Genomic DNA, 25,608 nt, shown 5'->3' with positions numbered 1-25,608 from the left:
TCCGGCGTGGCCTCAGGCCGCCAGGGTCCGGGCGATCAAGCTGATCGCCTCGGGCCCCACCCGGCAGCAGCCGCCGATCAACCGGGCGCCCGCGTCGCGCCAGGCGAGGACCTGTTCGGGAGTGAAGGTGGACCGGCCTTGCCAGGCGCGGGCCCCGGCGTCCCAGGTCTCGCCGCTGTTGGGGTAGACCACGACCGGCTTGCCGGTGACGCGTGCCGCGATCCGGACGGCGGCGGACACGTCCTGCGGGGCGCAGCAGTTGACGCCGACCGCGACCACCTCGTCCGCGTCGGCGGCGAGCGCGAACGCCTCCTCCAGCGGCTGCCCGGCCCGGGTGCGCTCCCCGTCGATCGTGTACGACAGCCACGCTGGCACCCCGAGCCCCCGCACCGCCCGCACCAGCGCCGCCCCCTCGTCGGCGTCGGGCACCGTCTCCAGCGCGAACACGTCCGGCCGGGCGGCCGCCAGCGCCTCCATCCGGGGGCGGTGGAAGCGCTCCAGCTCCGCCGGCGTGAGCCCGTACCGGCCCCGGTACTCCGCGCCGTCGGCGAGCATCGCGCCGTACGGGCCGACCGACGCGGCCACCCACAGCGGCCGGGTGACGCCCTTCTCGCGGGCCTGTGCGCTCGCCTGCCGGGCCAGTTCCACGCTCAGCGCCAGCAGCCGGGCCGCCTCCGCCCGGCCGATGCCGCGCCTGGCGAAGCCCTCGAAGGTGGCCTGGTAGCTGGCGGTGATCGCCACGTCGGCACCCGCCTCGGCATACGCGAGGTGGGCCTCGGCGACGGCCTCGGGCCGTTCGGCGAGCAGCCGCGCCGACCACAGCTCGTCGCTCAGATCGTGCCCCGCGGCCTGCAACTGGTTGGACATGCCGCCGTCGAGGACGAGGGTCCCCGCCGTCAGGGCCTCGGCGAAGGGCACGGGGGAGGCGGGGGGCTGCGGGCTCTCGCTGGTCATGACTCGACGCTAGTCGAGGCGCCGGGGCGGGCGGAAACGCGGTCCACCGGGGCCCGGCACACCCGTTGACCTCCCTGCCGGTCACCCTTACCTTGTGTGCGTTCGAGATCACAGATGGCGTTCGACATATCGATCAGATCGGCGTTCCGATCAGAGGGGCCGTCCCATGAGCCGCGAGCACGACCTGCCCGACCACCCCCAGGCCGCCGGCCGCCGCCTCCTGCTGAAGGGCGCCGCCCTCGCCGCGGGCGCCGGCGCCCTCGCCGCCGTCCCCGGCACGGCGCAGGCCGCGCCCCGCCGTCCCGCGCCGTACGGCAATCCGCTCGTCCGTCGGCGCGCCGACCCGCACATCCACCGCCACACCGACGGCACCTACTACTTCACGGCCACCGTCCCCGAGTACGACCGGATCGTCCTGCGCCGCTCCCGCACCCTCGGCGGCCTGTCCACCGCCGCCGAGACCGTGATCTGGCGGGCCCACCCCACCGGTGACATGGCCGCCCACATCTGGGCGCCGGAACTGCACCGCATCGGCGGCAAGTGGTACGTCTACTTCGCCGCCGCGCCCGCCGAGGACGTGTGGCGCATCCGCATCTGGGTGCTGGAGAACGCGAGCCCCGACCCGCTGAAGGGCACCTGGGTGGAGAAGGGGCGGATCACGACCCGGTGGGAGACGTTCTCCCTGGACGCCACCACCTTCACCCACCGCGGCACCCGCTACCTGTGCTGGGCCCAGCACGAACCCGGCATGGACAACAACACGGCCCTGTGGCTGTCCGAGATGGACGACCCGTGGACCCTGAAAGGCCCTCAGGTGCGGTTGTCCACACCCGAGTTCGACTGGGAGTGCGTCGGCTACAAGGTCAACGAGGGGCCGTACGTCCTGCAACGCCACGGCCGGGTCTTCCTCACCTACTCGGCGTCCGCGACCGACCGGCACTACTGCGTCGGACTGCTCACCGCCGACGCCGGCAGCGACCTGATGGACCCCGCGAGCTGGACCAAGTCCCCGGTTCCGGTCTTCACCAGCAACGACAGCACCGGCCAGTACGGCCCCGGCCACAACTGCTTCACCGTCGCCGAGGACGGCCGCACCGACGTCCTCGTCTACCACGCCCGGCCGTACAAGGACATCACCGGCGACCCGCTGGACGACCCGAACCGGCACACGCGGATCCAGCGGCTGGGCTGGAGGCCGGACGGCACCCCGGACTTCGGGGTGCCGGTGGCGGACGGGCCCGCCTGAGGCTCACACCAGCAGGTCGATCGCGTCGACGGCCGTCCCCGCGCTGAGGAAGCCGGTCGTCCCCGAACCGCTCACCACGTCGATCCGCAGCACGTTGTACCGGCTCGGATCCGTCAGCCAGGCGCTCGCCGGGACGCTGTAGGTGAACGTGTGATTGTTGCCCCGGTAGGAGCCCACGGTCAGCGACCGCGTGCCCGGCTGGGCGGGCGGCGCCGGGACGGCCGAGGTCCAGACGTCGTTGACCGTGACCCGCGGCCGGCCGCCGGCGTAGGCCGTCGTCACGCCGATGCGCAGGGTGTGGGCGGCGGCGGCCTGGGCCGCGGTCAGCCGGAAGTACACCAGCAGACCGCTGTTGACGTCCTTCCACAGATAGCAGGGGAAGCCCGAGGTCTCCTCGCCGCCGCCGATCACCACATTGCCGGTCCAAGGGGCGGCCCGCACGTCCGACGGGTGCGCGTACGTCATCAGGTCCGCGTTCTTGAAGCCGCTCGGGGTGCCGGTCCACTCGCCGATCCGCCAGATCGCGCTCGCGCCGGACGGGTCGTTGCCCGCGGGGATCGTGAGGGTGTTCAGCGTGGTCGTCGCACCGGCGGACACGCTCACCTGCGAGGTGTGCACGGCGAGTTCGCTCTTGAAGACGGTGAGTGTGTACGTTCCCGGCAGCACCCCGCCGAGGGAGAACCAGCCGTCGGAGGCACGCGCCGAAGTCCAGTACTGGGCATCGGAGTTGGCGAGCCCCACCGTGTACGGGTACGCCGTGTCCCGGCCCGCGATGCCCACGCCCGCGACCCGGCCCCGCCCGCTCGCCGGGACGTAGCCGGAGATGCCCAGCGCGTCCGCCCACGGGGTGGTCAGCGTGCCCGGGAACAGGGCGGCCGGGGGCGTCCCGCCGTCCGTGAACGCGATGACGTAGGGCCCCTGCAGACCGTAGCGCTGCGGTTCGGTCTGGTTCTCGCCGTAGTACAGGATCTCGTACAGGCCGCCGCCGTCCGCGCTCTGATGGCGCAGCAGCGAGCGGTAGAACGGGCCGCCGGACGCCTTCTCGTGGTTGCTGCGCACCATCCACAGGCCGACGCTCCCGGTCGTCCAGCCCACGCAGTCGTAGTCGATCACGCGCCGCCTCGCGTAGTGCTTGGAGCGGGTCTGCCCGTCGGCCTTGCGGAACACGTCCGAGGCCTCGATCGTGGTCGGCGCGTAGGTGTAGGAGTCGGGCTCGTCGTTGAGGAACATCCCCGCCTTCACGCGCAGGATGTACCGGGTCGCGGTGACGGAGTCGTCGGCCTTGTGCGTCCACAGGTAGAGGTGGTTCTCGCCGCTGCGGGCCGCGTAGTAGTGCCGCAGCGTGCCGTACGCGACGGAGATGAGAATCGTCGGGCCCGACTGGCGCAGCGTCACCGTCGAGGCGCCGAGCCCGGACTCCACGTGGGAGTTCTTGCCGCCGTAGCCCTGGTACTCGGTGCCCCGGTAGACCAGGGAGGTCAGGTCGCCGTTGGTCTTGCTCACCTTGAAAACCAGCTGGGCGCCGGTGTCGACCACGTAGTGCGTGCCGTCGTCGCTCCAGCCGAAGCCCGCGGCCGACGCGGTACCGGCCAGGGGACCGGCGAGGGCCGCGCCTGCGGCGGCGGCCGCCGAGCCGAGGACGACGGTACGGCGGGGGACTGCTCCGCTCCCGGATCCGGGCATGGGGGTGCCTCCTTCGAAGGGGGGTGGGCGTGCGGGCGAGAGGCAGCGTGACAGTTGAATCGATTTCACGAAAGGGCTTGCGCAGGAAAGAAGTTGGCAAGGGCGAGATCCGTGATGAAGGGCTAGAAAGCGCTTGTCCGAAGCGGTACGGTCTCGGCTTGGTCAGGCCGCAATCGAGCAAGGAGCCGCGCATGAGACGTTTCAATGCCGCCGCGCTGGCGGCGGCCGCCCTGGGAGCCGCGCTGACCGGGACCCCCGCCCACGCGGCGGCGCCCGGCCAGGCGCCCGGCACCGCCCACTGCACCGCCACCGCCTGCCACGTCGACGTCCCGCCCGGCACCTACGACGTGCAGGTGCTCCTCGGCGGGGACACCGCCTCCCGCACCTCCCTCACCGGCGAGACACGCCGCACCCTGCTCCCGGAGACCGCCGTCCCGGCCGGCGAGCGCGTCGCCCGCAGCTTCACGGTCGACGTCCGCACCCCCGAGGGGGAGCCCACCGGACCCGACGGCAGCCCCGGCCTGGACCTGGCCGTCGGCGGCGCGGCCCCCGCCCTCGCGGGCATCCGGGTCACGCCCGCGCACCACGCGCGCCAGATCCTGCTCATCGGTGACTCCACGGTCTGCGACCAGCCCGGCGACCCCTACTCCGGATGGGGCCAGCAACTGCCGCAGTACCTGCGCAAGGGGCTGTCCGTCGCCAACCACGCCGACTCCGGCGAGAGCACCGTCAGCTATCTGCAGGACCCGCGGCTGTGGGCCACCGTCCGCCCGCTGATCCGCCCCGGCGACCTGGTCCTCGTCCAGCTCGCCCACAACGACAAGACCACCGACGCGGCCACCTACCGCGCCAACCTGGAGACCCTCGTCGCCGGAGTGCGCGAACGGGGCGGCGACCCGGTCCTCGTGACACCGATCGTGCGCCGCTGGTTCAACGCCGACGGCACCCTGAACAACGGCACCGCGCTGCTCGTCAACGGCCTCGGCGTCGACCACCCGGCCGTCATCCGCTCCGTCGCCGCCGCCGAGGACGTGCCGCTCGTCGACCTCACGGCTGCGACGAAGGCCCTGGTGGAGTCCCTCGGCGTGGAGGGCTCCAAGGCGCTGTACCTGTACGACGAGAAGCGGGACAACACCCACACCTCCGTGCGCGGCGCCACGGTGTACGCCGGCCTGGTCCGCGACGCGCTCGTCGCCCGGCACCTGATCCCGGCGGGGCTGGTGCGCACGGAAGGGGAGGCGGGGGAGGGGGCCACCGCGCCCGGGCTCGGCTGAGCGGGGCGGGTGCTACGTCGCGCGGAAGCGGTTCTCGTCCACGCGTTCGGCCAAGCCGGCGTTCAGGAGGCGGTCCAGGTGCCGCACCGCCGTCCGGCGTTCGACCGGCCTCACGTGCGGGGCCTCCACGTGGGGCCGGTAGACCAGCCGGTGTTCCACGATCTCCTCTACGGTGCGGGGCTCACGCAGCAGCGCGAGGAGGGCCGCGTCCCGGGCGCGCACCACGCCGGCGAAGGCGTCCAGCCGGCGCCGGAACTCCTCCGCGCCCTCGACGACCCCCTTCTGGTGGGACGTGCCGTACCAGCGGGCGTCGATCTCCCGGCAGCGGCGCATCGACGCCTCGAAGGCGGCGAGGCTGCTGCCGGGGTCGCCGTAGTACGGGCCGAACGAGGTCAGGTCGATGTCCGCGACGAACAGGAAGCCGTCGGGCTCCACCAGGAAACCGCAGTGACCCGCGGTGTGGCCGGGCAGGTGCACCACGGTCACCGTGCGCCCGCCGAGGTCGAACACGGTGCCGTCCTCGAAGCCGAGCGCGTCGGGCCGTCCGCGCACATGGAACCGGTCGCGGAACGCCGCGTCCACCTCCTTCGCCGCGTCCGGCGGCAGGCCGAGCCCGGCGACCATCGCCTCGCGGGAGCGCAGCGCGGCGAGGTCGCCCCGATGGACGTGGACCGGGACGTCGTAGCTTCCGAGTCCGGCGATGTGGTCCTCGTGCGCGTGGCTGACCAGGACCAGGTCTGCGGCGGGCGCGCCGTCGACGAGGGACAGCGACGGGTCGACGACGAGGGTCTCCGCGCTGCCCCGCACCAGCAGCGAGTTGCCGTACGGGTAGGCGCCCCGGCCGGCGCCGACGAGGACGGTGATCCCGCCGTACTCGGCCGTGGTGTATCCGGTGTCGCCCATGCTCCCAGCCGTCCCTCGTCCGCGGTCACGCCGTTGCCCCTGCAGGATCGGTCATCGCGTTGTCCGCGCGCTCCCTCTCGCCGACAATCCCGGTGTGACCTCTGCCATTCGCCACACCACGATCGATTGCGCCGACGCCTACCGGCTCGCCCTCTTCTGGTCCGAGGTGCTGGGCCTGCCCCTGCACGACGACGACAAGCCGGGAGACCCCGAGGCGCTCATCGAGGGCGCCGGCCTGCTGTTCGTCACCGTGCCGGAGACCAAGACCTCCAAGAACCGGGTCCACTTCGACCTCCAGCCGCAGGACCGCACCCGCGACGAGGAGGTGCGGCGGCTGCTCGGCCTCGGCGCCACCCTCGTCGGCGACCGCCGCAACCCGGACGGCACCGGATGGGCCGTCCTCGCCGATCCCGAGGGCAACGAGTTCTGCGTCGAGCGCGGCGCGGCGGAGCGTGCCGCCACCGGCTGAACGGCCCGCCGTGCGAGGACGCTTCGGTCCGCGCCGAAGCGTCCGGCGCCTAGCGTGCCCGCATGACCGCACACGCCGCAGACACGCCCGCCCGCACGCACGATGACACGCCTGCCCGGGCCGTCACCGCCATGGTCGACCACGTCCTCGCGCTCGCCGAGAGCTGGACCGCCTGGGACGGCACGCCCGTCCACGTCGACGACCGGGTGTACACCCCGCACAAGGCGATCCGCCGGGTCGCCGACCACCTCGTCGACCATCTCGCCGAGTTGGAGGCCCGGTCGGCCGGGGAGCCGCCGCTGCCCGACCACTGGCACGCCTCCGCCGTCACCACGCCCGCCGACCTCGCCCCCTTCACCCGCGAGGACCTCGACGAGGCCCGCAGCCGGCTCACCCGGCTCGCCCGCATCTGGGCCGTGCGCCTCGACGCGCTCGCCGACGCCGCGCTCGACGACTCTCCCGGCGAGGGCTGGAGCTTTCGCGAACTCGCCCGCCATGTGGCCGAGTCGGTGTACTACGCGGACGCGGTGGGGGACCTGTCGTGACCGCCTTCGCCGCGCTGCACCGCGCGGGCGAGCCGCTGCTGCTGCCGTGCGCCTGGGACCACGCCTCCGCGTACGCCCTGGCCGCGCGGGGCTTCCCGGCGATCGGCACCACCAGTCTCGGTGTCGCCGCGGCGGCGGGCCTGCCCGACGCGGCCGCCGCGACCCGCGAGGAGACCCTCCGTCTCGCCCTGCTGCTGGGCTCGGGTCCGTTCCTGCTGACGGTGGACGTGGAGAGCGGGTTCAGCGACGACCCCGAACACGTCGCCCTGCTGGCACAGGCGTTGTGGGCGGTGGGCGTGGCCGGGATCAACCTGGAGGACGGGCGGGGCTCCGCCGGCCGGCACGCCGCCAAGATCGCCGCGGTCAAGGCGGCGGTGCCCGGTCTGTTCGTCAACGCCCGTACCGACACGCACTGGCCCGGCGGGGGCAGCGGCGGCGATGCCGGCCCGCCGGAGACGCTGCGCCGCCTGGAGCGGTACCAGGAGGCGGGCGCCGACGGGGTGTTCGTGCCCGGCCTGGCCGACCCCGCCGAGATCGCCGCCCTGGTGCGGCAGCTGTCGGTGCCCCTGAACATCCTGTACACGCCCGGCGGCCCGAGCGTCGACCGGCTGACCGACCTCGGCGTACGCCGGATCAGCCTCGGCTCGCTGCTCTACCGGCAGGCGCTGGGCGCGGCCGTGGAGGCGGCGGTCCGGGTGCGCGCCGGGCGGACGCCCGAGGGCACGGCACTCTCGTACGACACGGTGCAGGCGCTCACCCGGCCGCCGTCCGGCTGACCGCGCGGGGGCGTCACGGCGTCACGGCGTCGCGGAACCCGCGGGAGCCGGGCCCGCGCCGGGCGTGACGCCCAGGGCTTCGGTGACGGCGTCCGCGAACGCCTCCGGGTGCTCGACCGCGCCCAGGTGCCCGCCCGGCAGTTCGGTGAACCGGCAGCCGTGCCGCTCGGCCAGCACGGCGGCCGTCCGGTACGGCACCTGCCCCCGGGAGGCGGTCCCGGCGGCGATCGTGAGCCGGCCGGACGGGAGCGAGGCCGGGGGCACGTACCCGGAGAAGGGGACCAGGACGCGGCTGAGGAAGATCCCCATGGGCGTCCCCTGCTCCTCCTGCGCGGACGGCGGTCGCCCCGGCGGCAGGTCCGGTGCCGGGCGCTCCTCCAGCTCCGCGGCGAGCCGGGCCCCGGCGGCGGCGAGCCCCGCGCGGCGGTAGGTGTCGTACACCGCGCGGAACCCTTCGTGCCGCGCCTCCCCGTCGGGCAGGGCGGCCACGCACGGCGGTTCGTGGGCGACGACGTGCCGCAGCCGCCGCGGGTGGCGGGCGAGCAGGTCGAGCGCGGCGATGGCGCCGGAGCTGGTGCCGAGGACGCGGGCGGACTCGCCGGCGGGAAGGACCGCGTCGAGCACGCGCCGGGCCGCCTCGCTCCAGTCCTCCACCCGCTGTCCGGCCACCGGCTGCCCCAGTCGGCCGTGGGCCAGCCCGAGCGGGTCCAGCACGACGACGGTGAAACGCGCGGCCAGCCGCCGGGTCAGCGGTTCCAGGCCCATGGGGTGCCCGGCGCCTCCGGGCAGCACCAGGAGCACCGGTCCGCTGCCGTGGACGTCGTAGGACGGGTCAGTCATCGGTGCTCTCCTCGCGGGGCCAGTTCTCCAGGGCCACGTGCAGGGCGTCGATCGCGCGTTCCCAGGAGCGCTGCACGTCCCGGGGGGCGCCGAAGCCGCCGCCCGCCTCCAGGGCGCAGTAGCCGTGGAAGGTGCTGCGCAGCAGGCGTACGGCGTCGGTCAGGTCGGGCTCGTGCAGGCCGTAGGCGCGCAGCATGCCGTAGGTGATCTCCGCGGTGCGGCGCAGCGCGGGGGAGTCGGTCACGAGGGCCTGGTCGAGGGGGATCTGGGTGGCGGCGTAGCGGCCCGGGTGCGCGAGGGCGTAGGCCCGGTAGGCGCCGGCGAACGCGGCCAGCGCGTCCTTGCCGGAGCGGCCGGCCACGGCGGTGGCGATCGCGTCGATCATCTCGCCGCCGGCCAGCAGGGCCAGCCGGGTGCGCAGGTCCCGCAGATTGCGCACATGCGAGTACAGGCTCGCGTCCTTCACGCCGAAGTGCCGCGCCAGCGCGGAGAGGGTGACGTTCTCGTAGCCCGCCTCGTCGGCGAGTTCGGCGGCGGCCGCGACGAGACGGTCGGCGGTGAGGCCGGCACGGGCCATTCGGCACCTTCCGTTCCTAGGGGGTCTAGGTTGCAGCCTAGTGCAGGAAGGGTACCGGCCGGAAGCGGTGCCGGCGCCCGCCGTCACGGTCCCGGCACGGCTGACGCGTACACCACCTGGTGGACCGACGGCCTGTGCCGGCCGCCGGAGCGCACGCGCGGACGCCGCCGCCCGGTTCGGCGGCGGCGCCTGCGGCGTGGGTCAGGCGGCCGGTGAGAGGACGAACGAGAACTCGGCCGGCTCGGCGTGCAGGAAGTACCGCGGCAGCGGGCCCGGGCCGCAGGACTGGGAGCCGATGCCGTGCTGGCCGTGGTCGAGCGTGACCCACACCCGGTCGCCCGGTGTGAGGTCGGTGCGGTGGCGGGCCGCGTCGAGCTGCTGTGTCGTCCAGCGCCGCGCGGTCAGCCAGAACTCCGGGTCACCCTCGATGCGCAGCCCGCCCAGTTCGGCCCAGCGCACGTCGGCGCGGGCGCCGTTCTCCTGCGGGCGCACGTACGGCGTCTGCAGCGCGTCCACCGTGGCGTGCCACAGGCCGATCGCCGAGGCCTCCCGGGTGTCCGGGTACGCCTCACCGGGCCCGCCGCCGAACCAGCGCACCTCGTCGGCCGCGGCCAGCGCGAAACGGATTCCGAGCCGGGGCAGCGGCACCGTCCAATCGCCCTCCGGCCCCACCGACACCGTCAGCCTCAGCCGGTCGCCGTCGGACGTCCACCGGTACACCGTGCGCAGGCCGATCTCCCGGCCGGCCGGCGCCACCCGGGTGCGCACGGTCAGCGCGTCGTCGGCGGTCAGCACCGCGTCGAGGCGGTGGCGCATGCGGTGCAGACCGAGCTTGCGCCACAACGGCCCGTACCGGACGTGGTCCTGCCAGGAGGCGCCGTCGTCGTTGTCGGTCGTCGCTCGCCACACGTCCAGCCGCAGCCCCTCGACGGCCACCCCGCCGACCGCGAGCAGGGCACCCGTGCGGGCGTCGAAGACGCCGGGACCGAGGGTGATCCGGTCGCCGGCCCGCTCCGGGCGGGCGCTCGCGGCCACGCGCGGAACGGGCCGGCGGGACACCGTCCACTGGCCCCAGGCCACCTCGTGCCCCCGGGGCGCCCACGCCGTGTCCGCAGCCAGCAGCGCGCGCACCGTCCACTGGGTCTCGGCGCCGGGGCGGTCCGCCTCGGGCGGCTCGGGGAGCTTGACGTCGGCGGACGCGCCGGGCGCCAGGGCCGGGACGGCGAGCGGGCCTTGGGCGACGCTCTCGCCGTCGACCTCGTAGGACCAGGTGAACTCCAGCGCGGACAGGCCGGCGAAGTCCTGCTTGTTCGTCACCCGCACCGTGGCGCCGCCGGCGTCGCCCTCGATGCCGACCGGGGCGATCACCTTCTTGTACTCGACCAGGCCCGGCGAGGGCCGCCGGTCGGGGAAGAGCAGCCCGTCGCAGACGAAGTTCCCGTCGTGCAGCTCCTCGCCGAAGTCGCCGCCGTAGGCGTATCCCAGCTCCGGGTGGGCGATGCCGTGGTCGATCCACTCCCAGACGAAGCCGCCCTGGAGCCGCTCGTGCGTCTCGAACAGCCGCTGGTAGTCGGCGAGTCCGCCCGGCCCGTTGCCCATGGCGTGCGCGTACTCGCACTGGATGAAGGGCAGGGAACGCCGCTTCTGCGGGCCGCCGTCCAGGCCGCGGCCGATCCGCTCGACCTCCTCGTGCGCGGCGTACATCCGCGAGTACACGTCCGTGTCGCGGCAGGTGCGGTCGCCCTCGTAGTGCAGCAGCCGGGAGGTGTCGCGGCCGCGGATCCACTCCGCCATCGCGGTCAGGCCGCGCCCGGTGCCCGCCTCGTTGCCCAGTGACCACAGCACGACGGACGGATGGTTCTTGTCCCGTTCGACCATGCGGGCCGCGCGGTCCAGCAGGGCCGGGGTCCAGCGGTCGTCGTCGACGGGGTTGCCCCGCCACTCCTGCTCGGTGAAGCCGTGGGTCTCCAGGTCGCACTCGTCGATCACCCACAGCCCCAGCTCGTCGCACAGGTCGAGGAAGGCGGGGTGAGGCGGGTAGTGGGAGGTGCGCACCGCGTTGATGTTGTGACGCTTCATCAGCAGCACATCCTCGCGCAGGGTCCGCGGATCCAGCGCGCGGCCCTTCTCCGGGTGCCACTCGTGCCGGTTCACGCCCTTGAAAAGGACCGGTGTGCCGTTGACCCGGATCAGTCCGTCGCGCAGTTCGACGGTGCGGAACCCGATGCGCAGCGCCACCCGCTCGCCCTCGGTGGCGAGCACCCCGTCGTACAGCCGCGGCGTCTCCGCCGACCAGGGCTCGACCGCTACGGTGACCGGCTCGCCGGTGGCGACGTCCACGCCCAGTTCGGGCACCGTGACCCGGCCGTCGACGTCGGAGTCGACGAGCAGGGTGCCCTCGCCGGTGACGTGGTCGTAGGAGGCGTGCACGAAGAAGTCGGCGGCGCAGCCGGGCGGCCGGTGCAGCAGGGTGACGTCCCGGAAGATGCCCGGCAGCCACCACTGGTCCTGGTCCTCCAGGTAGGAGCCCGCCGACCACTGGTGGACGCGGACGGCGAGGACGTTGCCTGCGGGCCGCAGCAGGTGCCCGACGGCGAACTCGTGCGGCAGCCGGGAGCCCTGGAAGACGCCGAGGTCGGTGCCGTTGAGCCAGACCCGGGCGCAGGACTCCACGCCGTCGAAGCGCAGCACGGCGCCGCCGTCGGCCGGCCAGTCCTCCGGCAGGTCGAAGACGCGCAGGTGGTCGCCGGTCGGGTTCTCGGTGGGCACCCGGGGCGGGTCGACCGGGAAGGGGTAGAGGTGGTTGGTGTAGATCGGGGCGCCGTGGCCCTGCAGGACCCAGTGCCCGGGGACGGTGACCTCGGCCCAGTCCCCGGCGTCGTACCCGGGCTCGGCGAAGGAGTCGTCGTGCGCGTCCGCCGTCGGCGCCAGGCGCAGGCGCCAGCTGCCGTTCAGCGACAGCCGGGCGGCGTCGGAGGAGGCGTACCAGGCCCGCGGTGGCAGGGCCCCGTCGCCGGGGGAGACGCTCTCGACGTACGCGATGGTGGTCGTGGGCACGGTCATCGGTCTCCAGACGGTGAGAAGTGACGGCTCCCGCCCCTGTCAGGACGGGGGCGCGGTGCGGATCCTCGTGGGGGCGGCGCGCCGCGCCCGGCCGGCTCCGGCGTCCTGGAGCGCGCCTTCCAGGGCGAACGTGGCCGCGCCCAGGCACACCGGGTCGGTGGGCAGGGGGGACAGGACGATCGCGGTGGCCGCGAGCGGACGTCTCAGCGCGCGCCCGGCGACGGCCTCGCGCACGGCCCGCAGCAGCGGCTCGCCCAGGCGCGCGGCGACCCAGCTGCCGAGGACGACCACCTCCGGGTTGAGGACGTTCACCAGGTCGGCGATCGCGGCGCCGAGGTAGCGGGCCGTCTCCCGGACGACCCGGGTGGCCACCGGGTCGCCCGCGGCCACGGCCCGAGCCAGCGCGTCGATGGTCGCGGTCTGGTCCCCGGGGTGCGACAGCGGACTGTGCGGCGCGAGGTCGGCCAGGTGGCGCATGATGCCGGGCGCGCCGACGTACGTCTCCACGCAGCCGCGGCTGCCGCAGTGGCAGGGCCGCCCGTCCAGGACGAGCGTGGTGTGCCCCCACTCGCCCGCGCTGTTGCTGACCCCGCGGTGCACCGCGCCGCCCAGCACCAGGCCGGCGCCCACCCCGGTGCCCAGGGTGACCACCACCGCGTCGTCGTGGCCCCGGGCGGCGCCGAACCACAGCTCGGCCACCGCGCCGGCGCGCAGCGGGTTGTCCAGGTGCAGCGGGTACGGGATGTGCTCGGCGAGCAGGTCGCGCAGCGGGACGTCGTGCCAGTCCCAGTTGGGCGCGTACTCGGCGACGCCCGAGTCCCGGTCCACCTGCCCCGGCACGCTCACCCCCACGCCGAGCACCCGGTCCCCGGCGGCGCCGGCGCGGGCGATCACCGCGCCGACGGCGGCGGCCACGCGGGCGGCCAGCCGTTCGGGGCGGCTCTCGCCGGGCGGCACCTGCTCCTCGGCGCGGGCCAGGACGTTCAGCCCCGGGTCGAACAGCTCGGCGTGGACGTAGGTCTCGGCGAGGTCCACGCCGACCAGGAAGCCGCCGGTGGTGTCGACGGCGACCAGCCCCCGGGGTCGGCCACCCGCGGAGTCCGCGAAGCCGACCTCCGTGACCAGTCCCAGGTCGAGCAGCTCGCCGACGAGCGTGGCGACCGTCGCGAGGGACAGGCCGGTGGCGGCCGCGAGCTCCTGCCGGGAGGTGGGCGAGGAGGCGATGATCCGGCGCAGGACCTCGTAGCGGTTCGCCGTGCGGATGTCGCGGGAGGTGCGCTTCACCGGATCGCCTCCTTCGCCCTCGGGCTCCTGCCGGCTTCCTCAGGCTAGGGGCGCCCGGGACTTTTCACAACGGTTGGCGAAAGGGTTCGTGGAAGTCTCCGGGGCCATTGCGGGGGGACGTTCAGCCGTCCAGCAGCTCGGCCACGAAGGCGTTGGTGAACTTCCCCGACGCGTCCAGTTCCCGGGCCAGCGCGCGGAAGTCGGCGAGCCGGGGGTAACGCCCGCGCAGCGCCGCCGCCGGGGTGGTGAACACCTTCCCCCAGTGCGGCCGGGGCGCGAAGGGCTCCAGGACCTCCTCCAGCCGGCGCACCACCGGCAGCACGGCCGCAGTGTCCTCCACCCACGTGAAGTGCACGGCGACCGTGTCCCGCCCGTAGGAGGGGCTGAGCCACTGCGCGTCGCCGGCGACGGTGCGCACCTCGCAGGTCTGCAGCACGCCGGCGACCGTGTCCCCCAGGGAGCCGATCGCGTGCAGCGCGCCGACGGCGTGCTCGCGCGGCAGCAGGTACTCGCTCTGCAGTTCCGCCCCGCTGCTCGGCGTGAACTCCGCCCGGAAGTGCGGCAGCCGCTCGTGCCACGGCCCGGGCACACCGAACTGCTCGGTGCAGTTCTCCGCCGGCATCCCCGGCACGGGGTGCAGCGCCACCTTGGCCGGCACCGCCCACGGGAAGTCCGGCAGCGGCTGGTCGGTGCGCCGCTTGCGCCACACCTGGCGGAACCCCGGCGCGCGCCAGTCCGTGAACAGGCTCACGCTGTACGCCGACGCCATGACCGTCTCGAAGTCCGTTCCCTCCAGCGGCAGTTCGGTGTACAGATGCTGCTCGACCTCGTAGGCCGGCTCCAGGTCGAGGGTGAGCGCGGTGACGACGCCCAGCGCGCCGAGCGAGGTGACCGCGCCGCCGAAACGCTCGTCGCCCCGAGCCAGGACGACGGTGGAGCCGTCCGCGGTGACGATCTCCACCTCCCGTACCGCGTCGGCCAGCGGCCCGTTGCCGACGCCCGAGCCGTGCGTGCCGGTCGCCACCGAACCGGCCACCGAGATGTGCGGCAGGGAGGCCATCGCGGCCAGCGCCAGCCCGTGCGCGTGCACCCGGCGGGCCAGCTCGGCGTAGCGCACCCCGCCGCCCACCCGCACGGTGCGCGCCGCCGTGTCGACGTCGGCCTCGGCGGGCAGCTCCTGCAGGGACAGCAGGACGCCCTCGGCACCCGGGTCGGCGATCGCGTTGAAGGAGTGCCCGCTGCCCAGCACCCGCACCCGGTCGCTGCCGGCGACGATCCCGCGCAGCTCGTCCAGCGAGCGCGGCCGGTGCAGCTCCTTGGCCGTGTAGGTGATGTTGCCCGCCCAGTTCGTCACGCGCTCCCTCATCGAGGCGCCCCTCCCGATCAACCGATTCCGTTGTCTCCATCAAGCGGACCCACTGTTTCCGAAACCACCTGGCTCCCAGGATGCGGTTTCGGTACATTCCGCGCCATGACGTCACTCCCGCCCGCCACCGCGCCGCAGCCGCTGCCCGCCATCCTTCCGCAGACCGACCGCACCCGGCACCGCCGCCTGCGCGAGCAGGGCAGCCTGTCCCGGGCGGACCTCGACGCGATCCTGGACGCCGGGTTCGTCTGCCACCTGGGCGTGGTGATCGACGGCCGGCCCCTGGTCCTCCCGACGGTCTACGGACGGGACGAGCACCGGCTCTACGTCCACGGCTCCGTCGCCAGCCGCAGCCTCGCCGGGTCCGCGCCCGTCTGCGTCACCGTCACCCACGTGGACGGCCTGGTCCTCGCCCGCTCCGTCTTCGAACACGGCGTCAACTACCGCAGCGCCGTCATCCACGGCGACGCCCGCACCGTGACCGACCCCGACGAGAAGCTGGAGGGCCTGCGCCGGCTCACCGAGCACGCGACGCCGGGGCAGTGGGCGTACGCGCGCCGCCCCAGCCGCAAGGAGCTGGCCGCCACCACCCTGCTCGCCGTCTCCCTCGAAGAGGCCTCCGTCAAGATCCGCACCGGCGCGCCCGACGACGGCGACGGACCCGACGCCGCCCTCGGCCTGTGGGCCGGCACCCTGCCGCTCACCCAGGTCTGGGGCGCGCCCGTCCCCGACCCGGCGCTGCCCGCCGGCACCCCCGTCCCGGGGCACATCGCGGCGCGTGAGGGGACCCGGCACGGCTGACGCGGGAGGCAGGGCATACCGTGAGGAGTCGTACGCCTGAACCGGGAGGAGAGTCGGATGGGCAGCCGTACCGCGCTGGTCGAGGATCTGATGGAGCGGTTTCCGCAGGTGCCGCGGGAAGCCGTCTTCAAGGAGGACCTGCTGCGCGGCGGAGTCGCCTTCGACCCGTCGGCGCTCAGCGACAACGAGAGCGGTGAGGTGAAGCCGAAGTCGTACTTCATCTTCTCCTTCGACCACGGCACCCTGCCCGAGCTCGGCGAGGCCGCGCTGCGCCGCCCGCCCGAGGAGATCATCCTCACCGGCGGCCCCTACGACCTGCGCCGCACGGTCGTCTCCGTCCGGGTGAACCCCGCCTCGCCCTACCGGGTCGCCGCCGACGAGCACGGCATGCTCGGCCTCTACCTCGACGGCAAGCGCATCGCCGACGTCGGCGTGCCGCCGATGCCGGAGTACTACCGGCACAAGCTCTCCAACGGCAAGTCCGTGATGGAGGTGGCCCCCACCATCCAGTGGGGCTACCTGATCTACCTCACCGTCTTCCGGGTCTGCCAGTACTTCGGCGCCAAGGAGGAGTGCCAGTACTGCGACATCAACCACAACTGGCGCCAGCACAAGGCCGCCGGGCGTCCCTACACCGGGGTGAAGGACGTCGAGGAGGTCCTGGAGGCCCTGGAGATCATCGACCGGTACGACACCCAGAAGGCCTCCACCGCCTACACCCTGACCGGCGGCGCCATCACCAAGACCGTCTCCGGCCGCGACGAGGCCGACTTCTACGGCCACTACGCCAAGGCCATCGAGGAGCGCTTCCCCGGCCGCTGGATCGGCAAGGTCGTCGCCCAGGCGCTGCCCAAGGCGGACGTGCAGCGCTTCAAGGACTACGGCGTGCAGATCTACCACCCCAACTACGAGGTGTGGGACGAGTACCTGTTCAAGATGTACTGCCCCGGCAAGGAGCGGTACGTCGGCCGCGACGAGTGGCACCGGCGCATCCTCGACTCCGCCGATGTCTTCGGCGCGCGCAACGTCATCCCCAACTTCGTCGCGGGCGTCGAGATGGCCGAGCCCTTCGGCTTCAAGACGGTCGACGAGGCCATCGCCTCCACCACCGAGGGCCTGCGCTTCTTCATGTCGCACGGCATCACGCCCCGGTTCACCACCTGGTGCCCCGAGCCCACCACCCCGCTCGGCAAGGCCAACCCGCAGGGCGCGCCGCTGGAGTACCACATCCGGCTGCTGCAGGCCTACCGGCAGACCATGGAGGACTTCGGGCTCTCCTCGCCCCCCGGGTACGGCCCGCCCGGACCCGGCCGTGCCGTGTTCTCCGTCAGCTCCTTCATGGACAGCCTCCCGGCGGCGGACCCGGCCCCCGCGCACTGAGCGCCCCCTCCGTCAAGCGCAGTACACCTCCACCGTGTTGGGGTGCGGCGCCGGGGCGTACCGGGCCGCCGGGCCCCGCGCGAAGGCGCGCAGCACGTTCTCGGTGGTGCGGGTGACGAAGGCACGGGTGCGCCGGTCCATGCCGTGGTCGTGGCCGAGCGCACCGGTGCCGGCCAGCAGGGCTTCCGCCCAGCGCATCGTGCCCGTGGCGAAGACCCCGGCCCCGCTCGCCGTCGTGCCGTATGCCGAGTCGCTGTGGCTCGCCCGGCCCAGGCACACCAGCGGCGAGTGCGCGGTGATCTCCAGCGGGGCCGGCGTCGGGAACCCCGGGGTGACCCGGTCGTACTCCACGCCGACGAGGTGGGGGAACGCCTCGCCGGGCCGCACCCCCGTGCCCGCGTACAGCCACTGCCCGGCGGCGAGGACGACGTACGGCGCGTCGACCGGATACCCCTCGTAGAGCACCCCCGTCAGCGAGGACTCCGGGTCGGCGGCCGGGGGCTGCCGGAAGTCGGTGGTGACCAGGTCCGGGTGCGAGGGGTACAAGGGGTCTTCGCGGAAGGCGCTCTTGTAGCACACCACCGTGCGCGGCTCCGCCTCCGCGCCCGGCGCGGGCGCCCCGGCACGCGCGTGGAACAGCGCCGTGCGCGCCTGCGTCCCCGTGCGGGGCTCCAGCCGGATCCGGCGGAAGCAGGTGTTCGCGCCGAGGAAGACCAGGTTGGTGCCCGCGTCCCGGGCGGCGGTGACTTGGGCGCGCTGCTCGGGCGTCCAGTACTCGTCGTGCCCCAGGCACACCACGGCACGCGCCCCGCGCAGCACCCCCGGATCCCGGTGCACGTCCACGCCGGTCGTGTAGGCCGTCGCGATCCCGAGCCGCTCGGCCAGCACCACCGGCGCCCGCTCGTACACCAGGAACTTCTCCGCGCCGTTGCCGTCGTAGGGACGGTCGAAACTCACCGCCAGGGAACGGCTCGCGTAGTCGCCCAGCGGACCGGAGTACAGGCTGCTGCCACCCCACTTGTTGTACGCCTGCCACGTGGCCGGCGCGTGCAGCAGCACCGTGCGGCCCGCGCCCACCGTCGAGCGCACGATGAGCGGGACGTAGCGCTGGTGGCCGCTGTCCGCCTCCAGCCGCAGCAGATAGGCGCCCTCCGGCCAGCCGGTGGTGTCCACGGTGAGGGAGACCGGCCAGTCGGCGCGCACGGTACGGGTCATCGGCAGCAGCCGCGGCGCGGCCCCGGCCCGGCCCGGCACCCGGCCCGAGACCCAGACCAGCCGGGCTTCCCGCCCGCCGTACCAGCCGACCCGGAACGCGGCGACCCGGAAGGACGCGGCCGTCGTCGACACGTGCAGCCCGAACGGCTCGCCCGGTGCGACGCTCACGCGGTCCGTGTAGCCGGCGACGGCCTCCGGCGGTCCGGTGGCGGCCAAGTGCCAGTCGTCGGTGCCCGAGGCGCCCCGCTCGCCCTCCGGCCGGGGCCGCGCGGTGGGGCCGGCGGTGGTGGGCCGTGGCGGCTGCGGCCGCTCGCGACGGGCAGTGCACGCGCCGACGGCACCGAGGCCCGCCCCGGCGCACAGGCCGAGGAAACGCCGGCGATCCATCCCGCCCGTTCCGTGTGCCGCGCTCACGTCACCTCCCTGGGGGTGCGGGGCCGCGATTTGGAGAACGCCCTCGGCCGTGCGTCCGTTCGCCTGTCCGGCGTCCGGCGTCCGGCGTCGGGCAGTCCGGGCGGCCGACGGAGGCGCCGCGCCCGGCCCTCGGAACCGGTCGTCCGGCTGACGCCGGGTGTCCCGGCCCTTCAACCGGTCGTCCGGCCGACGCCGGGTGTCCCGGCCCTTCGGAACCGGTCGTCGGAAAACCGGTGGCGCTCCGGGTGCCCCTCTCTCTAGTGTGAGGGCGACCCGCGCGGTGGCCCTCCCGGCCGCCGTCACCCGCGAGCGAGAGACCGAGGAGGTGTCGACCGATGGCTGTCACTGCGATGGGCGCTGCCCGCATCCAGGAATCCCTCACGTCCACCTCCGTGGCCGCCGGCTGACCGAATCCGCCGCGCCGTATGCGCGCGCCTGCCGGGGCCGCCCCTCGCGAAGGGTCACCCCTTGAACCCGCAGAACCACCACGGCTCCACCTCCACCTCCACCTCCGCCTTCTCCGCTCTCGCCGCCTACGGCTGGGACGCGGACTGGGCCGACGCGTTCGCCCCGTACGCCGCCGAAGGGCTGCTGCCCGGCCGGGTCGTCCGCGTGGACCGCGGACAGTGCGACATCGTCACCGCCGACGGCACGATCCGCGCCGACACCGCGTTCGTCACCCCCCACGACCCGATGCGCGTGCTGTGCACCGGCGACTGGGCCGCCGTCGAACCCGCCGGCAACCCCCGCTACGTCCGCGCCTATCTCCCGCGGCGCACCGCCTTCGTGCGGTCCACCTCCTCCAAGCGGTCCGAGGGGCAGATCCTCGCCGCCAACGTCGACCACGCCGTCGTCGCCGTCTCCTGCGGCGCCGACCTCGACCTCGGCCGCATCGAGCGCTTCCTCGCCCTCGCCTGGGAGTCCGGGGCGCAGCCCGTCGTCGTGCTGACCAAAGCCGACCTCGTGCCCGACCCGGTGACGCGGTCGTACCTCGTCCAGGACGTCGAGACGGCCGCGCCGGGCGTGCCGGTGCTGACCGTCAGCGCCGAGCAGGGCGACGGGCTCGACACGCTCGCCGCCGTCCTCGGCGGCGGCACCTCCGTGCTGCTCGGGCAGTCCGGCGCCGGCAAGTCCACCCTCGCCAATGCCCTCCTCGGCACGGACGTGATGGACGTCCAGGCCGTCCGCGACGTCGACGGCAAGGGCCGGCACACCACCACCACCCGCAATCTGCTCGCCCTGCCCGGCGGCGGGGTCCTCATCGACACCCCCGGCCTGCGTGGCGTCGGGCTGTGGGACGCCGGGAGCGGCGTCGGGCAGGTCTTCGCCGAGATCGAGGAACTGGCCGAGCGGTGCCGGTTCCACGACTGCGCCCACGAGAGCGAGCCCGGGTGCGCGGTGCGGGCCGCCCTGGAGGCCGGCGAGCTGCCGGAGCGGCGGCTGGAGAGCTATCGCAAGCTCCAGCGGGAGAACCAGTACATCGTCGCCAAGACCGACGCCCGGCTGCGCGCGGAGATCCGCAAGGAATGGAAGCGCAAGGGCGCGGCGGGGAAGGCGGCGATGGAGGCCAAACGCGGACGCCTGCGCTAGCGCACGCCGCGCGGTGAGGGGACGCCGGGGTCGGACCGGCGTCTCCTGGCATGCGGCCGGGCCGGGCGCCTGGTCCGGCTCCGGCGCCCCGGCGCCCCGGCGCTCCGGCGCCCCGGCGGCAGGGCGGCAGGGCGGCAGGGCCGGGTCCGGGTGCGGGGCGCGTTTCCGCCCCCCAGTGGCGGACGGTCCGGCGGCTCGGCGCCGGGGGCGGCACCTGTGTCCGGCGGGGTCCGGCGTTCGGGGTGGCACCTGGTGTCCGGCCGGGGCCGGCGTTCGGGGCGGCAGCCGTCGTCCCGTGCGCCCTGGGCCTTCGGGGTGCGTGGTCCGGAGGCCGGGGGCGCTACGGGATGTCCGGTGGGGTTCCGGCCTGGTGCGCCGGGCGTTGACCGGCACCGGCGGTGAGGCAGCCGTTGTCCGGGCTGCCGGAACCTGGGGCCCGTCGCTCGGAGCGGTAGCCCGACCGATGTCCGGGTGCGGCTTCCGAATGCCGTCGGGTGCCGCCCCGCCCCCCCCGGCGCCGCAGCCGTCGCCCGGTGGCCCGGGGCGGGCCCATCTCCGTGTCCGATTTCCGCCAGCCGGGGTGGGCCGCGTGGCGGAGACTGGAGGGCGTGAGGGACGACGACAGCAGGTACGAGGCCGTGCGGAGCCGGGACGCCCGGTTCGACGGGGAGTTCTTCTTCGCCGTCGAGACCACCGGGATCTACTGCCGCCCCAGCTGCCCGGCCGTGACGCCCAAGCGCCGCAATGTGCGCTTCTTCGCGACGGCCGCCGCCGCGCAGGGCTCGGGGTTCCGGGCCTGCCGGCGGTGCCGTCCCGACGCCGTGCCCGGCTCGGCCGACCACAACGTGCGCGCCGACGTCGTGGGCCGCGCCATGCGGCTGATCGGCGACGGCGTGGTCGACCGGGAGGGCGTCGCCGGGCTCGCCGCACGCCTCGGCTACAGCGCCCGGCAGGTGCAGCGGCAGCTCACCGCCGAACTGGGCGCCGGACCGGTCGCGCTGGCCCGGGCCCAGCGGTCGCACACCGCGCGGGTGCTGCTGCAGACGACCGAGCTGCCGATCACCGAGATCGCCTTCGCCTCCGGCTTCGCCAGCGTCCGTCAGTTCAACGACACGATCAAGGCCGTCTACGCGTCCACCCCGAGCGAGCTGAGGGCCGCCGCGCCCGGCGCCCGCCGGGGCGAGACGCCCGGCGCGGGTATCCCGCTGCGGCTGGCCCACCGCGGGCCGTACCAGGCGGGCCCGGTGTTCGACCTGCTGGCCCGCGAGGCGGGGCCCGGCGTCGAGGAGGTCGCCGGCCCGCCCGGCGCCCGCGTCTACCGGCGCACCCTGCGCCTGCCGTACGGCACAGGGATCGCCGCCGTGGAGGAGCGCACCGGCGTCGAGACCCGGGCGTCGGCGGCGCACCCCGGCGGCTGGCTGAGCGCCCGTCTGCACCTGACCGACCCGCGCGACCTCACCACGGCCGTGCAGCGGCTGCGGCGCCTGTTCGACCTGGACGCCGACCCGTACGCCGTCGACGAACGGCTCGGCGCCGACCCGGGGCTCGCCCCGCTGGTGGCCGCCCGCCCCGGACTGCGCTCACCGGGCGCCGCCGATCCCGACGAGGTCGCGCTGCGCGCCCTGGCCGGGCCGGCCGGGTCCGCGCACCTGGTCGCCCGGTACGGCAAGCGGCTCGACGCGCCCTGCGGCAGCCTCAGCCACCTCTTCCCCGAGCCGGCCGTCCTCGCCCAGGCCGAGCCCGGCGGGCCGCTCGGCGCGCTCGCCGCCGCCCTGGCCGACGGCGGCCTGCGGCTCGACCCCGGCGCCGACCGCGACGACGCCGAGCAGGCCCTGCGCGCCCTGCCCGGCATGGACGCCGCCACCCTCGCCGTGATCCGGGCCCGCGCGCTCGGCGACCCGGACGTCGCCCCTCCCGGCCTCACCGTCCCCGGCACCTGGCGCCCCTGGCGCTCCTACGCCGTACAGCACCTGCTCGCCGCAGGGGAGTTGGAGAACCGATGACCACCCCGACGTACTTCACCCGCCTCGGCAGCCCGCTCGGCCCGCTGCTGCTCACCGCCGACGCCGACGGGGCCCTGACCTCGCTGTCCGTGCCAGAGCAGAAGGGCGGGCGGAGCGTGCTGGACGGCTGGCGGCAGGACGACGGACCCTTCCGCGCGGCCGCGGAACAGCTCGCCGCGTACTTCGCGGGCGACCTGAAGGAGTTCGACCTGCCGCTGCGCGCCCACGGCACCGCCTTCCGGGTACGGGTCTGGGAGGCGCTGGACTCGGTGCCCTACGGCGCGACCACGACGTACGGCGAGATCGCCGCGCGGATCGGTGCCCCGCGGGCCGCCGTACGGGCCGTCGGCGGCGCGATCGGCGCCAACCCGCTGCTTGTGCTGCGCCCCTGCCACCGGGTGATCGGCGCGAACGGCTCGCTCACCGGCTACGCGGGCGGCCTGGAGCGCAAGACCCGGCTGCTGACACTGGAGGGCGTGCTGCGGACGCTCTAGGAGCCTGGTGCGCACCGGGCTCCTAGGAGCCCTCCAGGCCCCAGCTGTGGATGCGCTTCGGGCGGATGCGGATGACCTCCTCGCTGAAGTGCGGGCCCAGCTCGTGCGGCCCGACGAGGAGGTCGGCCTCGCCGCGGATCTCGACACCGCGCACCCGCCACGGGCGCACGCTCACCACGTCGTCGACGACCAGGGCGACCTTGGGGTTGTGGCGCAGGTTGCGCCACTTCTTCGTGGTGCCCATGGCGAGTCCGCCGATCAGGACGGTGCCGTCGTCCTGGAGGAAGTAGCCGACCGGGTTGGCCTGCGGCTGCCCCGCCGGATCGACCGTGGCCATCCGGCCCAGCCGCTGGGACCGCAGGTACGCGCGCTCGGCCTCGCTGAATTCCGTCATGGCCCCAGCCAAGCACCGCCCGCCGCCCGGCACATCGGAACCTCGCCCTAGGGGGTGTCTCGTCGATCACGCCGGGCTCGCGGCGTCTGGCACCGCACCTCGCCGCGTTGTCGTCACTCGCCGATGCTCCGCATCGACTCCCTCCTCCGCCTTGCGATGCACGGCACCAGACGCCGCTCCCTGATCCGGCCTGATCGACGAGACACCCCCTAGGCCCCCGGCCCTACGGCCGCTCGGCCCGAGTCGCTCCGCCCGAGCCTCGGATGACGCCGGGCTGCTCCGCCCGAGCCCCGGATGACGGCGGGCCGCTCAGCCCCAGATGACCGCGCCCAGCCAGGCCGCCGTGATCAGCAGGCAGGTGAACAGCTCCGCCAGCACGCTCCAGCCACCCGAACGCATCGCCGTGCGCAGGGCCGCCCGGGCCTCGCCGTGCCGCCCGAGGCGCAGCCGCTCACACAGGTAGATCCCGCCCAGGAAGCCCGGGATCGCGCCCAGCACCGGGATCAGCACGAAGCCCACCAGGGCGCCCAGCCCGGCGTACACCGCCATGCGCGGGGTGGCGCCGGACTCGCGCAGCCGGCGCGGCGGCAGCGCCCACCGGACCACCTGGGACAGCAGCAGGGCCGCGGTGGCGCCCACCAGGACGCCCCAGGCGACCGGCTGCGGGTCCTTCAGCGCCCACCACAGCACGGCGGCCCACACCAGCCACGACCCCGGCACACCGGGCAGCAGCACTCCGCACAGGCCGAGTAGCAGCACCACCCCGACCAGCAGGAGTTCCCACACTCCCATCTGCCCAGAGTGCCGGACCGAGCGAGAACCCGCAGATGGGGCGGTACGGCGGCGGGGCGCCGGGGCGGGCGCGTGGCCGGGCGGTGCGACCGGTGGGCGAGCCCGCGGACGTCGGCGGTGCGACCGGTGGGCGAGGCCGCGGGCGTCGGCGGTGCGCGCGGCAGGGGAGCGGCGGGGCCGGGCCGTCAGCCCTCCCGGCTCACCCAGCCGCGCTCATACGCGTGCCAGCCCAGTTGCAGTCGCGTGGTCACCCGGGCCAGCTCCATCAGCCGCTTCACCCGGCGCTGCACGGTACGCAGGCCCAGATCGAGCTGTTTGGCGACGCTCGCGTCCGTCAGCCCCGCGAGCAGCAGCGACAGGATCTCCAGATCGGTGCCGTCGGGGCCGTCCGGGCCCTCCTCCGTCACACCCCGCGGGCCGAGCCGCAGCGGCAGCGCGCCGTGCCACACCGACTCGAACAGACCCGACAGCAGCTCCAGCAGCCCGCTGGCGTGCACCACGAGCGCGGCGGGCTCCGCGCTGCGGGAGGTGAGCGGCACGAGCGCGAGGGCACGGTCGGCGATCACCAGCTTGGTCGGCACCTCGTCGACGACCCGGACCTGCTCGTCGCGGGAGAGCGCCGCCGTCAGCTCCGTGAGGCCGTGCGGCAGGTCCAGCACCGATCGCTCGACGACCACGCGGTAGCGCACGCCCCGGCCGGCCGCCTGCTCCTCGGCGTCGTTCTCCATGCCGGAGACCACCATCGGCCTGCCGGTGACCAGTGCGCACACCTCCTCGGTTGCACCGAGCTGCAGCTGCAGGAAACGCTGGGAGACGGCGGCGGCGCCGGTGACCACCTCCACCAGGTCGTGCACGGCCGGCTCGGTGGCGCTCGCCCGGTACTCCTGAGCCAGCAGCGCGGCGGTCAGCTCGGCCTTCTCCAGCTCGTGCCGCCGCTGGGTGAGCAGCGCGCCGAGCGCCACGCCGGGCGGGGCGGCCACCCAGCGGCCCGGCCGCCCGGAGGACTGCGCGGCCAGGCCCTGCCGCTCCAGCCGGCGCAGCGCGCGCTCGGTGTCGCGCTCGGCGAGCGTGAGGCGGCGGGACAGGTCGGGTACGTCGGCCGCGCCCAGCGCCACGAGGGCGCGGTACGCCGACTCGTCGGTCTCGTCCAGCCCGATCGCCACCAGCATCAGTGCGTGCCCTCCCGCGAAGTTCCGCTGCCGCCGCGCGCCCGGGCCGTGGCGGAAAACAGCCACGGCGCAAACCCGCCGCCGAACATCATCGCCGGAGCACCGCTCGCTCTGCCAAGGTGTGGCCACGGCCGCTCCGTGTGATCGCCCGGCGGTTCGCCGTGCGGCCGATTCCCGACGTGGCCGGGGCCCGAGACGCGCGCGTCGCGCGTGAAGGGGATCCGGGGCCCGGTCACCACGCTGTCGCCGGGCGGTCCTCCCGTGGGGGGTGGGACCGCCCGGCGGCCACCAAGTCCCTGGAGCCGCACGGGGGTTCGTCCCGGTGTTCGACGACTCACCCGACACGCCGTCGGACACGCCGTCCAAAGCGCCCCGG

At 74.7% G+C, this 25,608-nt stretch carries 22 protein-coding genes; 10 read left to right on the top strand and 12 right to left on the bottom strand.

The window, feature by feature from the left end; all coding sequences use genetic code 11:
• Positions 1-12: 12 nt before the first annotated feature.
• Entirely contained in the window at positions 13-954 is a 942-nt protein-coding gene (mmuM, locus tag ACF1AL_RS15900) for a homocysteine S-methyltransferase (RefSeq protein ID WP_391826186.1), read from the bottom strand.
• A 166-nt stretch (positions 955-1,120) separates the two neighbouring features.
• On the opposite strand from mmuM, the gene ACF1AL_RS15895 reads away from it, so the two are divergent.
• Positions 1,121-2,200: a family 43 glycosylhydrolase gene (locus ACF1AL_RS15895; RefSeq protein ID WP_391826184.1), complete on the top strand. Its 1,080-nt coding sequence runs from the start codon at positions 1,121-1,123 to the stop codon at positions 2,198-2,200.
• Between the two features lie 3 nt (positions 2,201-2,203).
• On the opposite strand, the gene ACF1AL_RS15890 is transcribed toward ACF1AL_RS15895, so the two are convergent.
• Complete coding sequence (locus ACF1AL_RS15890) at positions 2,204-3,883, bottom strand: rhamnogalacturonan lyase B N-terminal domain-containing protein (RefSeq protein WP_391703719.1); 1,680 nt, start codon at positions 3,881-3,883, stop codon at positions 2,204-2,206.
• Between the two features lie 191 nt (positions 3,884-4,074).
• On the opposite strand from ACF1AL_RS15890, the gene ACF1AL_RS15885 reads away from it, so the two are divergent.
• Complete coding sequence (locus ACF1AL_RS15885) at positions 4,075-5,157, top strand: rhamnogalacturonan acetylesterase (protein WP_391703721.1); 1,083 nt, start codon at positions 4,075-4,077, stop codon at positions 5,155-5,157.
• 12 nt (positions 5,158-5,169) lie between these two features.
• Here the strand turns inward: ACF1AL_RS15885 and ACF1AL_RS15880 are convergent, their stop codons facing one another.
• Positions 5,170-6,060 carry an MBL fold metallo-hydrolase gene (locus ACF1AL_RS15880; protein ID WP_391703724.1) on the bottom strand — a complete coding sequence of 297 codons (891 nt, stop codon included), beginning with the start codon at positions 6,058-6,060 and terminating at the stop codon, positions 5,170-5,172.
• Between the two features lie 94 nt (positions 6,061-6,154).
• Between ACF1AL_RS15880 and ACF1AL_RS15875 the strand changes: the two genes are divergently transcribed.
• From ACF1AL_RS15875 to ACF1AL_RS15865, 3 genes are all read left to right on the top strand, one after another.
• Positions 6,155-6,529, top strand: a complete 375-nt coding sequence (locus ACF1AL_RS15875; RefSeq protein ID WP_391703727.1) for a VOC family protein — start codon at positions 6,155-6,157, stop codon at positions 6,527-6,529.
• 62 nt (positions 6,530-6,591) lie between these two features.
• The gene (locus ACF1AL_RS15870) at positions 6,592-7,074 is read left to right on the top strand and encodes a hypothetical protein (RefSeq protein WP_391826182.1); all 483 of its coding nucleotides are present in this window, start codon (positions 6,592-6,594) and stop codon (positions 7,072-7,074) included.
• Positions 7,071-7,850, top strand: a complete 780-nt coding sequence (locus ACF1AL_RS15865) for an isocitrate lyase/phosphoenolpyruvate mutase family protein (RefSeq protein WP_391826180.1) — start codon at positions 7,071-7,073, stop codon at positions 7,848-7,850. The genes ACF1AL_RS15870 and ACF1AL_RS15865 overlap by 4 nt, the downstream gene beginning before the upstream one ends.
• A gap of 21 nt (positions 7,851-7,871) precedes the next feature.
• On the opposite strand, the gene ACF1AL_RS15860 is transcribed toward ACF1AL_RS15865, so the two are convergent.
• From ACF1AL_RS15860 to ACF1AL_RS15840, 5 genes are all read right to left on the bottom strand, one after another.
• On the bottom strand, positions 7,872-8,690 hold the full coding sequence (locus ACF1AL_RS15860) for an alpha/beta fold hydrolase (protein WP_391826178.1): 819 nt from the start codon (positions 8,688-8,690) through the stop codon (positions 7,872-7,874).
• Entirely contained in the window at positions 8,683-9,267 is a 585-nt protein-coding gene (locus ACF1AL_RS15855) for a TetR/AcrR family transcriptional regulator (RefSeq protein ID WP_391820919.1), read from the bottom strand. Before ACF1AL_RS15855 ends, ACF1AL_RS15860 begins: the two co-directional genes overlap by 8 nt.
• 201 nt (positions 9,268-9,468) lie before the next feature.
• Positions 9,469-12,330: a glycoside hydrolase family 2 TIM barrel-domain containing protein gene (locus ACF1AL_RS15850; RefSeq protein ID WP_391826176.1), complete on the bottom strand. Its 2,862-nt coding sequence runs from the start codon at positions 12,328-12,330 to the stop codon at positions 9,469-9,471.
• A gap of 39 nt (positions 12,331-12,369) precedes the next feature.
• A complete protein-coding gene (locus tag ACF1AL_RS15845) occupies positions 12,370-13,614 on the bottom strand; it encodes an ROK family transcriptional regulator (protein ID WP_391779544.1) in 1,245 nt (414 codons plus the stop codon).
• Positions 13,615-13,735: 121 nt separating this feature from the next.
• Positions 13,736-14,980: an FAD-binding protein gene (locus tag ACF1AL_RS15840; RefSeq protein ID WP_391703746.1), complete on the bottom strand. Its 1,245-nt coding sequence runs from the start codon at positions 14,978-14,980 to the stop codon at positions 13,736-13,738.
• 105 nt (positions 14,981-15,085) lie between these two features.
• Between ACF1AL_RS15840 and ACF1AL_RS15835 the strand changes: the two genes are divergently transcribed.
• A complete protein-coding gene (locus tag ACF1AL_RS15835; protein WP_366837560.1) occupies positions 15,086-15,781 on the top strand; it encodes a pyridoxamine 5'-phosphate oxidase family protein in 696 nt (231 codons plus the stop codon).
• Positions 15,782-15,838: 57 nt separating this feature from the next.
• Positions 15,839-17,161, top strand: coding sequence for a radical SAM protein (locus ACF1AL_RS15830; RefSeq protein WP_366837559.1), 1,323 nt, complete (start codon positions 15,839-15,841; stop codon positions 17,159-17,161).
• A 12-nt stretch (positions 17,162-17,173) separates the two neighbouring features.
• On the opposite strand, the gene ACF1AL_RS15825 is transcribed toward ACF1AL_RS15830, so the two are convergent.
• On the bottom strand, positions 17,174-18,763 hold the full coding sequence (locus ACF1AL_RS15825; RefSeq protein ID WP_391826173.1) for a N,N-dimethylformamidase beta subunit family domain-containing protein: 1,590 nt from the start codon (positions 18,761-18,763) through the stop codon (positions 17,174-17,176).
• Positions 18,764-19,258: 495 nt separating this feature from the next.
• Between ACF1AL_RS15825 and rsgA the strand changes: the two genes are divergently transcribed.
• The 3 genes from rsgA to ACF1AL_RS15810 all read left to right on the top strand — a co-directional run bounded on the left by rsgA (position 19,259) and on the right by ACF1AL_RS15810 (position 22,877).
• A complete protein-coding gene (rsgA, locus tag ACF1AL_RS15820) occupies positions 19,259-20,380 on the top strand; it encodes a ribosome small subunit-dependent GTPase A (RefSeq protein WP_391703752.1) in 1,122 nt (373 codons plus the stop codon).
• Positions 20,381-20,988: 608 nt separating this feature from the next.
• On the top strand, positions 20,989-22,383 hold the full coding sequence (locus ACF1AL_RS15815; RefSeq protein ID WP_391826171.1) for an AlkA N-terminal domain-containing protein: 1,395 nt from the start codon (positions 20,989-20,991) through the stop codon (positions 22,381-22,383).
• On the top strand, positions 22,380-22,877 hold the full coding sequence (locus ACF1AL_RS15810; RefSeq protein WP_366837554.1) for a methylated-DNA--[protein]-cysteine S-methyltransferase: 498 nt from the start codon (positions 22,380-22,382) through the stop codon (positions 22,875-22,877). The genes ACF1AL_RS15815 and ACF1AL_RS15810 overlap by 4 nt, the downstream gene beginning before the upstream one ends.
• Before the next feature lie 22 nt (positions 22,878-22,899).
• On the opposite strand, the gene ACF1AL_RS15805 is transcribed toward ACF1AL_RS15810, so the two are convergent.
• The 3 genes from ACF1AL_RS15805 to ACF1AL_RS15795 form a co-directional block, all read right to left on the bottom strand.
• Positions 22,900-23,271, bottom strand: coding sequence for a PPOX class F420-dependent oxidoreductase (locus tag ACF1AL_RS15805; protein WP_384208253.1), 372 nt, complete (start codon positions 23,269-23,271; stop codon positions 22,900-22,902).
• Positions 23,272-23,580: 309 nt separating this feature from the next.
• A complete protein-coding gene (locus tag ACF1AL_RS15800) occupies positions 23,581-24,063 on the bottom strand; it encodes a DUF456 domain-containing protein (RefSeq protein WP_366837552.1) in 483 nt (160 codons plus the stop codon).
• A gap of 185 nt (positions 24,064-24,248) precedes the next feature.
• The gene (locus tag ACF1AL_RS15795; RefSeq protein ID WP_391826169.1) at positions 24,249-25,232 is read right to left on the bottom strand and encodes a helix-turn-helix domain-containing protein; all 984 of its coding nucleotides are present in this window, start codon (positions 25,230-25,232) and stop codon (positions 24,249-24,251) included.
• Positions 25,233-25,608 lie beyond the last annotated feature (376 nt).

The organism is Streptomyces sp. NPDC014801 (genome assembly GCF_043082085.1).
Classification (GTDB): domain Bacteria; phylum Actinomycetota; class Actinomycetes; order Streptomycetales; family Streptomycetaceae; genus Streptomyces.
This window is presented reverse-complemented; position numbering and strand designations above follow the sequence as displayed.